This window comes from Rhodococcus sp. LB1 (assembly GCF_001583455.1).
GTDB classification, from domain to species: domain Bacteria; phylum Actinomycetota; class Actinomycetes; order Mycobacteriales; family Mycobacteriaceae; genus Rhodococcus_F; species Rhodococcus_F opacus.
The window spans coordinates 8055-21467 of record NZ_LTCZ01000130.1 but is presented as its reverse complement, the minus strand read 5'-3'; the positions used below and the strand labels follow the sequence as shown (position 1 = coordinate 21467).

Annotated in this window: 15 protein-coding genes and 1 pseudogene; 5 read left to right on the top strand and 11 right to left on the bottom strand. The window is 65.6% G+C overall.

All coding sequences use genetic code 11. The annotated features are described in order from the left end of the window. Positions 1-85: 85 nt before the first annotated feature. From AZG88_RS19325 to AZG88_RS19310, 4 genes are all read left to right on the top strand, one after another. Positions 86-970, top strand: coding sequence for an alpha/beta hydrolase (locus AZG88_RS19325; RefSeq protein WP_226955853.1), 885 nt, complete (start codon positions 86-88; stop codon positions 968-970). Beyond that, on the top strand, positions 963-2222 hold the full coding sequence (locus AZG88_RS19320) for a CaiB/BaiF CoA transferase family protein (RefSeq protein ID WP_063886836.1): 1260 nt from the start codon (positions 963-965) through the stop codon (positions 2220-2222). The genes AZG88_RS19325 and AZG88_RS19320 overlap by 8 nt, the downstream gene beginning before the upstream one ends. 8 nt (positions 2223-2230) lie before the next feature. Then, complete coding sequence (locus tag AZG88_RS19315) at positions 2231-2872, top strand: enoyl-CoA hydratase/isomerase family protein (RefSeq protein WP_143767495.1); 642 nt, start codon at positions 2231-2233, stop codon at positions 2870-2872. Between the two features lie 63 nt (positions 2873-2935). Continuing rightward, positions 2936-3739 carry an SDR family NAD(P)-dependent oxidoreductase gene (locus AZG88_RS19310; RefSeq protein WP_061698591.1) on the top strand — a complete coding sequence of 268 codons (804 nt, stop codon included), beginning with the start codon at positions 2936-2938 and terminating at the stop codon, positions 3737-3739. A gap of 106 nt (positions 3740-3845) precedes the next feature. Here the strand turns inward: AZG88_RS19310 and AZG88_RS19305 are convergent, their stop codons facing one another. From AZG88_RS19305 to AZG88_RS55605, 11 genes and pseudogenes are all read right to left on the bottom strand, one after another. Continuing rightward, on the bottom strand, positions 3846-4628 hold the full coding sequence (locus tag AZG88_RS19305; protein ID WP_025433844.1) for an SDR family oxidoreductase: 783 nt from the start codon (positions 4626-4628) through the stop codon (positions 3846-3848). Next, positions 4625-5383: an SDR family oxidoreductase gene (locus AZG88_RS19300; protein WP_005245284.1), complete on the bottom strand. Its 759-nt coding sequence runs from the start codon at positions 5381-5383 to the stop codon at positions 4625-4627. Before AZG88_RS19300 ends, AZG88_RS19305 begins: the two co-directional genes overlap by 4 nt. A gap of 46 nt (positions 5384-5429) precedes the next feature. After that, positions 5430-7061, bottom strand: coding sequence for a long-chain-fatty-acid--CoA ligase (locus AZG88_RS19295; protein ID WP_061698590.1), 1632 nt, complete (start codon positions 7059-7061; stop codon positions 5430-5432). A gap of 28 nt (positions 7062-7089) precedes the next feature. After that, the gene (locus AZG88_RS53820; protein ID WP_226955865.1) at positions 7090-7290 is read right to left on the bottom strand and encodes a hypothetical protein; all 201 of its coding nucleotides are present in this window, start codon (positions 7288-7290) and stop codon (positions 7090-7092) included. A 112-nt stretch (positions 7291-7402) separates the two neighbouring features. Then, positions 7403-8035: pseudogene (locus tag AZG88_RS55610) on the bottom strand (alcohol dehydrogenase catalytic domain-containing protein); the annotation flags it as partial. Positions 8036-8073: 38 nt separating this feature from the next. After that, complete coding sequence (locus AZG88_RS19280; protein WP_063886835.1) at positions 8074-9048, bottom strand: NAD-dependent epimerase/dehydratase family protein; 975 nt, start codon at positions 9046-9048, stop codon at positions 8074-8076. A gap of 75 nt (positions 9049-9123) precedes the next feature. Next, positions 9124-9939 (bottom strand): SDR family NAD(P)-dependent oxidoreductase, encoded by an 816-nt coding sequence (locus tag AZG88_RS19275; protein ID WP_231914090.1) that lies wholly within the window; start codon positions 9937-9939, stop codon positions 9124-9126. After that, positions 9936-11114: an LLM class flavin-dependent oxidoreductase gene (locus AZG88_RS19270; RefSeq protein WP_061698587.1), complete on the bottom strand. Its 1179-nt coding sequence runs from the start codon at positions 11112-11114 to the stop codon at positions 9936-9938. The genes AZG88_RS19275 and AZG88_RS19270 overlap by 4 nt, the downstream gene beginning before the upstream one ends. Before the next feature lie 30 nt (positions 11115-11144). Then, positions 11145-11924, bottom strand: coding sequence for an alpha/beta fold hydrolase (locus tag AZG88_RS19265; protein ID WP_005245294.1), 780 nt, complete (start codon positions 11922-11924; stop codon positions 11145-11147). A gap of 231 nt (positions 11925-12155) precedes the next feature. Next, positions 12156-12371, bottom strand: coding sequence for a hypothetical protein (locus AZG88_RS19260; RefSeq protein ID WP_156517539.1), 216 nt, complete (start codon positions 12369-12371; stop codon positions 12156-12158). A gap of 135 nt (positions 12372-12506) precedes the next feature. Continuing rightward, entirely contained in the window at positions 12507-12794 is a 288-nt protein-coding gene (locus tag AZG88_RS55605; RefSeq protein WP_442971726.1) for a zinc-ribbon domain-containing protein, read from the bottom strand. On the opposite strand from AZG88_RS55605, the gene AZG88_RS50095 reads away from it, so the two are divergent. Further along, the gene (locus tag AZG88_RS50095; protein WP_231914089.1) at positions 12699-13262 is read left to right on the top strand and encodes a DUF4268 domain-containing protein; all 564 of its coding nucleotides are present in this window, start codon (positions 12699-12701) and stop codon (positions 13260-13262) included. The genes AZG88_RS55605 and AZG88_RS50095 overlap by 96 nt on opposite strands. The last annotated feature ends 151 nt before the right edge of the window (positions 13263-13413 follow it).

The following is a 13413-nucleotide window of genomic DNA, read 5'->3' as shown; positions in this document are numbered from 1 at the left end:
CGATCGCACAGACGTCGTGGAAGCTCGCCGGATCTTCGCGAGCCGCATAGTCGCCTCCGGTCGGTATGACTCGACCGACGACGGCGTGACCATCGAGGACCACACTTGCGCGGCCGTGGACGGTCACTTGATCGGACTGCGCGTATACCGGCCACGCCACCGTGCGAACAGGGGCGCCATCTACCACGTGCACGGCGGCGGATTCATCCTGGGCGATCTCGAGATGAGTCACCTCCGGAACGTGGAGATCGCACGTGAGGTCGGTTCCGTCGTCGTCTCCGTCGACTACCGGCTGGCACCGGAGTGGCCCTTCCCCACTCCGGTCGAGGATGTCTACAGCAGCCTGGTCTGGCTGCACGAGAGGGCCGACGAACTGGGGATCGACCCATCGCTAATCGCCCTCCATGGGGTCAGCGCCGGTGGAGCCCTGGTCGCGGCGACTGCGCTCCTTGCCCGCGACCGGAACGGCCCGCCGATCTGCTTCCAGTTTCTCGCGTCGCCGGTGTTGGACGATCGTCTCGTGAGCGACAGCGCGCGGCGATTCACGGACACGCCCGCCCTGAACCGACGCGATGCGGAGACGTGCTGGTCGGCCTATCTCGGACCGGTCGAGAGAGGTACCAGCGCGGTCCCGGCGTACGCAGCCCCCGCGCGAGTGCAAGACCTGACGAGACTTCCGCAGACCTACATCTCGGTGGCGGAGCTCGATCCACTGCGCGACGACGGAATCGACTACGCGCGGTCGCTTCTGGCCGCTGGGGTCCCCGTCGAGCTGCACCTCTTCCCCGGCACGTACCACGGGTCCTCCGCGGTGCGAGGGGCGGAAGTCAGTCGACGTGAGCGATCCGAGGAGATCTCGGTGCTCTGGAGAGTCATGTCCGGCGGCTACGCGGCAGGCACATCAGATCCGGGGCAGAAGGCGCCGCATGCCCCGTCACACGACATTGAAGGAGATCCATCCCATGTCTGACCAGAGCGTGTCGGGTGAGCCAGCGGCGGGGCCGCACTTCCTCAGTGGCATCCGAGTCCTAGACATCACCGGAGCCTTGGCAGGCCCCTACTGCACGACGATCCTCTCCGACCTCGGAGCAGAGGTCATCAAGGTGGAGCCCGTCGACGGTGACTCGCTTCGGCGCCGTTTGGTCGGTCCAGAAGAGCGACCTCTTCCGTTCGACCTGATCCACCGCAACAAGCGAAGTGTCGCCGTCGACATCAAGACCGAGCGGGGGCGGGACGTCGTCAAGGCACTTGCGGCTCGATCAGACGTTCTGGTGGAAAACTTTCGGGTGGACGCTCTGGCTCGGCAAGGCTTGGCCTACGACGATCTCAAAGGCGAGTGCCCGGACCTGGTGTACTGCTCGATCTCCGGATTCGGACAGTTCGGGCCGATGCGGGACGCGAAGGGCATCGACCTGGTCGCGCAAGCGTACGGAGGCCTACTGAGCGTGACGGGGAGCACCGATGGCCGGCTGGCGAAGGCTGGCTATCCCATCGGCGACCTCGGCACCGGGATGTGGGGAGCGATCGGTGTGCTGGCCGCGTTGATGCGGGCCCGTGCCGGACTTGGAGGCTCCCATATCGACGTGTCCCTGGCAGACACGATCGCAGGGTGGTCGATGTGGGAGGTGGCTGACTTTGTCGGAACAGCCGAAGTGCCCGCGCCGCTGGGTACCGCGCACCGGCTCACGGCGCCGTACGAGGCTTTCACCTGCAGCGACGAAGGAGTGCTGGTAATCGGCGCGACCGAGCGTTCCTGGAAGGACCTGTGCGACGTCCTGGGGATCGACCTGTCGCACGATGTGCGTTTCCAGGGCGAGTATGCGCGCTTCTCTCACCGCGAGCAGCTCGCCGAGCTTCTCCAGGCTCGGTTCCAGACAGAACCCAGGGACTTCTGGATCGAAGAGCTCCGTGCGGCCGGCGTCGCGTGTGGCCCCGTCAATGACATCTCACAGATGTTGGACGATCCTCAGTACGCCGTCCGCGAGATGTTCCCCAGCGACATCGAACGGTTCGGGCATCACCGCATCGTCAACACTCCACTAATCGCCGACGGAGCACCGCGCGCCCAACGCGGAGCGCCTGACATCGGCCAGGACACCGTCGCGCTCCTGAGCGAGGTGGGCATCGACGACCAGGAGATCCGGGCACTACTGAGTGATCAGGTCGTGGCGGGGCCCGACCACGCCCTGTCCACCGTGCACGCGGGGGCGCGCCGAGGATGACGGACGCAATGACACTCGACGTCGTCGACCGGGTGGCGCACCTGACGATCAACCGTCCCGAGAAGCGAAACGCCATGTCGATGGAGATGTGGACGAGCCTGGCGGGCCACATCCGGTCGATAGACCAAGCCAACGACATATCTGCGGTGGTGCTGCGAGGCGCCGGGGGCAGTTTCTCGGCAGGCGGCGACCTTACCGAGCTGAGGAGCCCGGATCCGGGCCACAGCAAGAGATATCGCGATCTTGCCGAGACGACCGTCGTGGCGCTGATGGACCTCGAGTTGCCGAAGCTGGCTGCGATCGATGGCCCATGCTTCGGAGCGGGCTGCAGCCTTGCGCTTGCCTGCGACGTCCGCATCTCGTCGTTCTCGTCGCAGTTCGGGATACCGGCACTGAGGAACGGTCTCGTCTACGAACCGATCTTCGTGCGGCGACTGGTCCAGATCGTCGGTTCGGGTCCCGCCGGCCTGCTGCTCTACGGAGCCGAACGCTGGACCGCCGACGAGGCCGCAGCTCATGGCCTGGTCGACAAGCTCACCGAAGATGTGTCGGCGGCAGTCGAGAACATCCTTAAGTGCCTGCGCGGCGCGAACGGCGCAGCCATCTCCTCGACGGCGACGTCCATCAGGACGACACCCCAATTCAGCTAGAACGTCACGCAGTGCCACGTCAACACATTCATTGACAACACCGTCAGCAACAGAGGGACTTCTATGGATCTGCATATGCACGGCTCCCGCGCGATCGTCACGGGCGGCTCGCGCGGCATTGGACTCACCGTCGCGCGGGGACTCGTGGCAGAGGGGGCGAAGGTCGTCCTTGTCGCCCGTGACGAGAAACAGCTTGGCTCCGCCGCGGAGAGTCTGCGTGCCGCGCAACCCGGCGCCGAGGTGCTCGTGGTCCCGGCCGACACCACCGATGCCGCGTCCGTTCAAGCCATGGTCGACCATGTCGTCGCCGCCTGGGGCGGGGTCGACGTGCTGGTGAACTGCGCCGCTCAGCCTTCCTTCAGCTCGGCGCCAGCCGCACTTGCAGACCTCCGCGACGCCGACGTGGCCGCCGATTTCGACACCAAGGTTCTGGGCTACCTGCGGTGCGCCCGCGCCGTCGCCCCGCACATGATCGAGCAGAGCCGGGGAAGGATCGTCAACATCTCGGGCCTCAATGTCCGCCGGACCGGCTCCATCTCGGGCACGATCCGCAATGTTGCCGTCGCAGCGCTCACCGCCAACCTGGCCGACGAGCTGGGGCCGCATGGCGTGGGTGTCACGGTCGTGCACCCCGGCATGGTGGAGACCGAGCGCACGCCTCAGCTCGTCGCGGACAGGGCGGCAGCCACGGGTGCCACCGAGGAGCGGGTTCGCGCCGATCTTGGCGCGGTGACGAGCCTGCGCCGCCTCGTCACCGCTGACGAGCTCGCGGATGTCATCGTCTTTCTCTGCTCATACCGGGCCGCCGCAGTGACCGGCGACGCCGTGAGCGTAGCGGCCGGCAACCGTGGATCGGTCCACTACTGAGCTGAAATGACGACGGCGAGGTGGCTCCGAAAGGAGCCATCTCGCCGTGCTGGCCCGTCGACCGTGGATGTTCGGTCTGCTCAGGTCAGTTGCCGCGGGAGAGCGTTCATCGCGCTGCTTCCGCGTCCTCGAGGTAGCGCTGCAGCTTGTTCATCCCACCGAGCCATCGGTCGGTGTCGGTGGCCCGTTTACGGTAGTAGTCGCCAGCCTCGGGCTGCGGCAGGATCAGGAAACGATCGTCCTGGAGCGCCTGCCATGTCACCTCCGCGACCTCCTCGGGAGTCACCGCGCCGTCTCCGACCAGGAGATCTCGCATTGGTCCGGGCGGCGCCAGCATGTCGGTCTGGACCCCTTGCGGACAGATCGCCTGTACCACGATCCCGCGGTGACGGTACGTCGCGGACAGCCACTCGGCGAACGCAACCGCGCCATGCTTGGTCACCGAATACGGCGCCGTGCCGAGCGCGGTCAGCAGCCCCGCGGCCGAGGCGGTCACCACGAACCGGCCGCCACCGCGCTCCAGCCACTCGGGCACCAGCAGGCGGGCCGCACGGACATGCGCCATCGTGTTGATCTCCCAGCTCGCCGCCCACTCGAACTCGCTCGAATCGAGACCGTGACCGCGGACAACACCAGCGTTCGCGAACCAAGCGTCGACCCGGCCGAGATGATCACGTGCAGCCGACACCAGTGCCGTTACACCAGCCTCGGATGCGGCATCACCCGGGACGGCGTACGCGCCGATCTCTGCAGACGTCGCCTCCGTTGCAGCGGTGTCCAGGTCATTCACCACGACGCGTGCGCCCTCGGCCACCAGCCGCGCCGCCAGCGCCTTGCCGATACCCCCGGCAGCCCCGGTGACGACGATACCCAAGCCCGCGACCGTCATTCGGCCACCCCACCCAGGGTTACGCCGCCATCGACAACCAGCAGCTGACCGGTGATCCAGGACGCGTCCTCGGACAGCAGGAACGCGACCGCGCTGCCGATGTCCTCAGGCTCGCCCAGACGCTTGAGTGGGTACGCCGCGGACAGTTCCTCCTCGCGACCCTCGTACAGCGCCGCGGCGAACTTCGTCTTGACCACTGCAGGCGCAATCGCGTTGACCCGGATGTCCGGGCCGAGCTCGACTGCCAGAAGCTTGGTCATCGCGACGAGCATGGCCTTGCTGGCTCCGTAGATGCCGACTCCCGGCGCAGGCTGGATCGCCGAGTGGGATGAGACATTGACGACTGTCCCGCCATGCTCTTTCATCCAGGCACGGTGGGCCTGCTGCACCCATGACAGCGCTGCGAAACAGTTGACCTCGACGACCTTGCGGGCGACCCCGGGGTCCAGCTCGATCATCGGGCCGTACCAAGGATTGATGCCGGCGTTATTCACCAGCAGGTCGAGACTGCCGAACGTCTCGACCGCTCGACGGACCGTGTCCGTCTGGTGCTGGGCGTCATCAGCCTTGCCCGCCACTCCGAGCGCGGCCTGTGGGCCACCAAGGCGGTCGACGGCTTCGTCGAGTGCTTCTTGCTTGCGACCGGTGATCACCACCCGGGCGCCCTCCGCGACCAGTTGTTCGGCGATACCGAGTCCGATTCCGCGACTGGCGCCGGTGATGATCGCGGTCTTGCCTTCAAAGCGCTGTCCCATCTGCTTCTCTCCTATGTCAGCACAGCCGTCGAGGACCGGTCTACGGTCATCCACGGATGCGGCTGGTCTCGTCCGACCACTCGTTCTCACGCAGCTCGAACTTCTGAACCTTGCCGGTCGAGGTCTTGGGCAGCTCGGGCACGACCTCGACCGCGCGGGGCGCTTTGTAGCGGGCGATGCGTGAGCGCACGTGCTCCAGCACATCGGCGGCGTCGAGGTTCCTGCCATGTCGCGCGACGACGAAGGCCTTGGGCCGCTCTCCCCATTTAGCATCCGGGACGCCGATCACGGCGACCTCGAGGACGTCGGGGTGCGACGCCACGGCGTGCTCGACCTCCACGGTCGAGATGTTCTCTCCCCCGGAGACGATCACGTCCTTCGCCCGGTCGAGCAGCTCGACGTATCCGTCGGGGTGCATCACGCCCAGGTCTCCGGAGTGGAACCAGCCACCGGCAAGCGCAGCGTCTGTGGCCTCCGGATCCCGGTAGTACTCCCGCATGACGTTGTTGCCGCGCATGACGATCTCTCCCATGGTCAGGCCGTCAGCGGGGACGTCCACCAGCTGTCCGTCGAGCAGCTCGGCTTCCACCACGCGAACCGGATCGGCCTGGACCATCGCGACTCCCTGACGGGACTGCATCCGTGCCCTCTCGTCGGCACGCAGGTCGCGCCATCCGTCCTGCCACACGCACGCGGTATAGGGCCCATAGGTCTCGGTCAGCCCGTAGACGTGAACAATCGTGAAGCCCATCGACTCCGCCTCGGACAGTGTGGTCGGGCTCGGCGGCGCGCCTGCGACGGTGACGACCAACGATTCATCCAGCGTGTGTGCCTCGGGCGCGTTCAGGATCGTCGTCACGACGGTGGGCGCCCCGTTGAGATGCGTGACGCGGTGTCGGTCGATCAGCTCCCATACCCTGTCGCCGCGCACCTCGCGCAGGCAGACCTGTGTGCCACCCGCTGCTACCAGTGCCCAAGTGGTGCACCAGCCGTTGCAGTGGAACATCGGCAACGTCCAGAGGTAGACGCTGTCGGCGTTGTGAGCGGAGTGGAAGATCTCTCCGAACGAGTTCAGGTAGGCGCCGCGGTGGGTGTAGACCACACCCTTGGGACGACCGGTCGTGCCAGATGTGTAGTTGATTGAGATCGGCGAGCGCTCGTCGTCGACTGCCCACACGAGCGCGTCCTGGTCACGATCCGCGCCGGCAAGGAAAGCGTCGAACGCGATCGCGCCCGGGACCTCCGCAACTCGGCTGGGCCCCACAGCATCGACCGCGACAGCGATAGTGCGCACCGTCTCCAAGGCCCCGGCAATCGGCGTGACTATGTCTGCGTACTCGGAATCGACGACGAGCACGGTGGCGCCGGAGTGGTCGAGGATGTAACGAACCTCGTCGGGGGCGAGTCGGGTGTTGATCGCGACCAGCACTGCGCCGGCCAAAGGCACCGCGAAGTGCGCGGCCAGCATCTCCGGCACGTTCGGCATAAGGTAGGCGACTCGGTCACCCGGGCGGACCCCGGATGCACGCAGCATGCGGGCCCGTCGCTCAACCTTCGCGGCGAGCTCCTCGTACGTCCAGCTCGTCTTACCATGCACGACCGCCACGTTATCGGCGTAGACGGTCGCAGACCGTTGCAGGAACGACAGCGGCGTCAGCTCCGTGATCCACGTGTTCATTAGGCGGTTCCTCTCTCTGCGTGCAGCATCAGTCCCTGGACACCCTTACGACGACGTTCCCCACAGGCACCTGCGGCCTGTCCTGCGCGTCTGCCACTTGCTCCAGCGGATAGGGGATCATCAGCAGACTCGTGAGGGCGCCGGCCTTGGGGGCGTCGGCCTTGAGGGCCTCGGACGTCCACATGCCCGAGGCAGACAACTGCTTCTTGGACACCCCGTCGCGTGGCACGAATGTGAGGGTGATGCTCTCGGTCAGGTACTGTCCGACGGGGCGGGGTCAGCTCCCCCGCCGCAGCATGGGACGCGATGGCGCCGCGTGTGGCGACAACAGCCAGGTCCAAATTCAGGTTCGCACCAATCGCGACCTCAACGGTGCGATCAACGCGAGCCGCGAGACCGCGAATCTGTTGGGACGCATCGGCATCCGTGTAGCGGACGACCATGTCGAACCCCGCAGCCTCGGCCAGAGCGTGCTCCTCATCCGAGCTGACGGTGGCCACCACCCGCGCGCCGGTGTGCTTGGCCAGATCGATCGAGTGATCCACTGCCCCCGCGCCGCCCGCGACCAGGTCGGTCCGCCCCTTCAGAGCCTCCGGCTTCCCGCCGAGGGAGTGAGCGGCGGTGAGGGCGGGGAGACCTAGGCAGGTCGCGAGGTCGTCCGACGAGACGTCAGGAAGCGGAGCTGCGCGTGCGGCTGGGAAGAGCGCGTACTCGGCCGCAGTCCCGTAGTGGTTGCCGAATGCCGCCACATGGAGCCACACCCGTTGCCAGACCGGGACCCCGACCACATCGCTGCCCACGGCATCCACGACACCCGAGCCGTCGTGGTGCTGGACCTGGAATCTGTTCGGCTTGCGTCCGGCATGCCCGGCGCGTGTCTTCGAGTCGGTGGGGTTGATGCCAGAGGTGACGATCCGGACCCGGACCTGATTCGGGCCAGGTTTCGGCAGTTCGAGCTCGATGACCTGGTGCACCTCGGTAGCAGGTCCGGAGCGGCAGTAGAGCGCAGCCCTCAAGCTTCCGCCACCTCCAGACGCGACTTCACGAGCTGGTAGTAATGCCGCACCGCGCGGTCAGCGTCGAACCGGGGACGCCATCCGAACTCCTTGAGCATCCGTGTGCCGTCCAGGGCCATGTAGTACGGGTCCACGTAGTTCATGGGGTTCAGTCCCGGCCCCACCTCGAGTGCCGCGTCTGGGATGACCCGGCGGATGGCCGCAGCGTAGTCATTCATCGTCAAAACGCTCCCGTGGGCGACGTTGTAGGCCTTGTGACGCAGGGGCTCCGGCGCTAGAGCGACGCACGCAATGGCATCAGCCACGTCGAGTACGTAGACGATGTCATCGCCTTCCTTGCCACCGTGCTCGAGCGTGAACTGACGGCCCTGAGCCGGCAGCTCGACCATGGAGCTGTAGGTGTTGATTGGGCCGTTGTGGCGTTGCAGCCTCCCCGGCCCGAAGATGGTGCCGAAGCGTAAGTTGACGAACTCGACGTCAGACGTCCGTCCATACCAGTCCATGACGTCCTCAGCGGCCGCCTTCGTGATGCCGTACATACCGATCGGACCTAGATGGTCATCTTCGGCAATCGCCTTGTAGGTTGGAAACCCGAGCTCGCCCGTGGCAGGCGCATACACCGCTTTGGAACTGCTGTGCACGACACGCTTCACACCCGCGGACACTGCCGCGGCACAGACGTTGGCGGTGCCGCCGATGTTCACCGAGATCGCCGTCTGCGGATCCCGCTCGCAGTTCACAAAGGCGGCCAGGTGGATGATGCAGTCGGGACGGAGGCCTGACACCGCGTCCGTCAGCTGCTGGGCATCGCTGATATCGCCCACGACGACCTCGACCTGCGCCGCCACGTCCTCGATGAGGGAGGTGTCGTCACGGTTCTCGAAGACGGCGACCTGATGGCCGCGGCCGAGGAATTCTCGGACCACCCAGGCACCGTTCACTCCTAGTCCACCTGTCACCATCACGCGCATGTCGACTCCACCCTCTGTCCGATACTGATCTGTATTGCTTCACACGATCGCCTATTGCCCACATCAGCCACCCTGTTAGCCACCTTGGGTAAGCCTGCGGAACGACGGGATCATTGGCGCGTATGCAGACAACCCACCGTCGACGACGAGCACCTGACCGTTTATGAAAGCCGAGTCAGGCGATGCCAGGAACAGAGCAGCCAGCGCTACATCATCGGGCCTACCTAGCCGGGGGGCGGACACGTGGTCCAGCATCACCTGAGTCTGGGCTGCCGAGAACTGCTTTTCGGTGGCCGGCGTGACGATATGCCCGGGGGCAATCACGTTGCACCGGATTCCCTGCTTCCCATACTCGGTAGCCAACGACTTCGACAGACCGATCACGCCGGCTTTCGAGGTGGCGTAAGCCGGGCGGGACTCGAGCGCGAGCCAGGCGGCGACCGATGAGGCGTTCGTGATGGAGCCTCCGCCGGCCCGAAGCATGTGCGGCACGGCATACTTCGATGTGAGCATGCAACCCAACAGATCGACAGTCAGTTGCTTCAGCCACACCGTCAGACTGGCATCGGCGACATCGACGTCCTGGGAGACGACACTCCGGTTGGAGGCATAGTTCTGCAGGACATCCAGACCGCCGTGGGTTTCGGCGGCGAACTCGACGAGGCCGGCGACCGCTGTCTCGTCTGAGACATCCGCGGCGAAAGACTCGGCGAGACCACCATCGTCGCGGATACGTTCCGCGGTCATTTTCGCGCTCGACAGATCGATGTCAGCGACGACGACCTTCGCGCCCTCGCGGGCGAACAGCTCCGCCGTCGCCGCCCCGATGCCGGAACCCGCTCCCGTCACCAGCGCTGACTTCCCCGTCAGCCGCCCCACTGTCGTGCTCACTGTGTGACTCTGTCCGTGACGCGGTCGAGGGCAGGTGCGACGTCTTCGGCGAAACGCTTGATCCCGCTGACCGTCTCCTCGTGATCCATGTGGCCGGCCTGGCCCATGAGCAGCAGGTGTCCTAATCCGCCCACGTGGTTGTAGAAGCGTTCGATCTGCGCGGCGACAGTCTTGGGGCTCCCCGCGAAGAGGATCCCCTGCTCGATGAGATCTTCGACCGACATCGTCGTGAGGTCCGGCAGTGGCGACGTGGCTGGGGCACCGGACGTCGACGCCTGTGGACCGCGGAGAGCCGCGGCGCGCACTTGGTAAGGCATGTAACCCGGGGGGAACGTGAACTCCTTGGCCACCTTGTTGCTCTGGAGGTACCAGAGCAGCTTGCGAGCGCCCTCCATGCCTTCCGCATCGGTCTTGCCGGTGTAGGTGAGGGCGGCGTAACCGAACTTCTCGTCGCGGGGGGCCTGCTTGCCCATCTCTTCGTACCGGTCGCGGTACGCCTGGAAGATCTTTCGTGTCCCCTCGAACCCCGCCAGGAACGTCGCCAGCCGATAGTCGTGGTCAGCGATCGGCGCTGCACTCCCAGGCGTGCCAGCTGTGACCCAAACCGGAGGTGTGGGTTGCTGGTACGGACGCGGCCAGATGTTGACTTGGCGGTGGTGGAAGAACTCTCCTTCCCAGTTGAACGGGCCGTCGTGGGTCGACCAGGCTCGAACGATGAGCTCTACCGCCTCCCACAGACGCTCGGTCATGCGGACCGGTTTCGAGTTCGTCGCGGCGACCTCGTACTGCACACCGCGCACGAATCCGACGTCGAGACGTCCGTGGCTGAGCAGATCGACAAGGGCCATCTCCTCAGCGACACGCACCGGGTCCGCTCGGTTCGCCAACGGATTACCGAGCAGCAGGATGCGCGCGTTCTGGGTGACCCGTGCAAGCACTCCGGCTAGCACCGGGGCGGCCGACGTCATGCACGTCGCAGTGGAGTGATGCTCGTTCACCATCACGTTCAGGCCGTACTCGTCCGCGACCTGCCACTCGCGGATGTACCGGTCCCACAGACTGGCCGCACGGTCCGTGTCCATCACGCCGTTTGGCAGGCTGACTCGGACCGAGTCGTAGGTCTCCGGATCCGGTAGATCCGGGTAAGCACACTCGCTGAAGTGCCAGTACTGCATCTGGAACGCTCCTTGCTGTTTCGGGTGAGATCAGACGGCGGGTGAGGAGATCAACTGGGCGACTTCGCTCGGGCGCTCGACCTGCGCACGATGACCGGCTTGGTCGATCTGCTCGAACCGTGCGCCGGGGATACGTGCCGCGATGCCGCGCCCGTACTCAGGCGTGACGATTCCGTCCTGGCCACCCCAGATGACCGTTGTAGGCACGGCGATGCGTCCGATCGAGTGGGTCAGCCGCGGGTTGTGCATGTAGGGCTCCCACCCATACGTGGCCATCGCCTCGTCATTGCGCGCCATCTCGAGGACGTCGTCCTCCGGGGCAAGCCCAAGGTCGCCCAACCCGAAGTTCGGATCCACGTAGATGCGCCGCTCCACCTCCGCTCGCGGAGTTGCGAAGATGTCGATGATGTCTCGATCGATCGGCCCACCAAGCTTGACGCCCAACGAGTCGACGAGTATTAGCCGGGAGATCCTCGCCGGCTTCCGGACTGCGATCTCCAACGCGACCCACCCGCCGAACTGAAGGCCCACGAGCGTGACGTCCTTCAGCTCGGACCGCTCGAGCCAGTCGAGATAAATGTCGGCGAGATCGGCGACGGACGAGCACCAGTCGGGTCGAGGCGAGAGGCCGAAACCCGGGTGACTCGGCATGACGACGGAGTAGTCATTCGCCAACGTTTCGACGAATGCGGCGTTCTCCCGGACGCGCTCGGCTCCGGGGAGCACGAGGGCGACTCCGCCATCGTTTCCGGCCAAGCGGGCGTCGAGGTGGACACCATGTCCGAACTCGACGCCGCTGATAGCGTCCACAAGATCGAGCGTCTGCACAACTTCCTCCAACCGGGCCTCAAAGACCCAACCTTTTGCTACTCCGGGGGCAGCGCTGCTGTTCAGCCCGTACGTCCGGGCCGGTAGCAGGAAGTGTCACTCCTCGCCGCAGGGAAGACTGTGACTTAGATCCCCAAGACGACAATTCCAGCCGCTAATGGACATCCGCTCTCTCCACATCGAGGAGATGAGGGCTCCCGCGGTTTCGGCGAGTTACGCGATCAGGTCCGTGACCCAATCGTGGATCTCCTCCATGACCGTGTGTCGTCGCGCAACGGTGGAGTGCACCCGCACCTCCCGGTACCGGGGATGGTCGATCCCCAGAGCGGGAAGGTCGTGTTCGCGCAGCCGCACCACCAGGAAGCCAGCTGCGAGCAGGCCTCGGCTCTTGCGTTCGTCGACGAGAACCTTCGCCGCGCGCAATGCCAATACGCGCCGTCGTACTCGATCACCAACGTGTGTCCCGCCAATACGCGCCGTCGTACTCGATCACCAACGTGTGTCCGATGACGCTGACGCCAATGTCGGTGCTCCACGACTTCCGGGTGGTGAAGGCGTCGTCCTTCATGGCCACCCGGACCGCGCATTGCCGAACAACTCCTCGGCGGCGGCGTGGTGAGCCAACTCCACTCGCGACTTACCGGCCTCGCGGCAGTCCGGGCACTCGGCGCCATTCGACCGCCTGCTCAGCGGCGCCTGCCACGTGTGGCCGGGATTGGTGGCGCAGATCCACTCCGGAACGAACGGAGTGGATGTGTGGTCTCCCGGCCCAACGACTGGCAGAAAACGGTCAAGACCGCCGGCAACGCCGCCGAAACCCGGCCGGTCACCCCGAAGAACGCCGCCCGGCAAGCGCTGTTCACCGAGGTCCTCACCGCCGCGAACACACGGCAGCAGGCCATATCGGTTCCTACCCCGCAGCGTGGAGACTGGATTTCCTTCTCCAAAGGGCCATTCGGCTACTGGTGTCTGAGCGTCATCAGCGACGGCCGCCTGCGTGTCGAGGCATACATCGACACCTACGAGAAGGGCCTCAACAAGGCCCTCTTCGACGAACTCGCTGCCGACGCCGCAGGCTGGGAGGCCAAAACAGGATTGGAGTTGTTGTTCGAACGGCTCGACGACAAGATCGCCTCCCGCATCGCCGCCTACAAACCCATCGACCTCGACCACCCGGCCGGTCGGGAAGCAGCCCGGCGGTGGCCCGTCGAGACGTTGGTCGCCATGCACGAGAAACTGAACATGCCCCTGCGAGCGTCAGCGACGGCCCGCCTTGAGAAATTCTCCGATTCCACCCCACCGACCGATGCGCAAATCTGACCGAACGCATGCTTCCACCTGGGGTGATGCCACGTCCCCGGCAGGCGGTGGCGCACAGGTGCTATCGGCCGGTCTGTAGTCCTCGCATCCAGTCGTGGATGTCCTCCATGACCTTGCGGGGGCGCGGCACCGTCGAGTGCACCCGCACTTC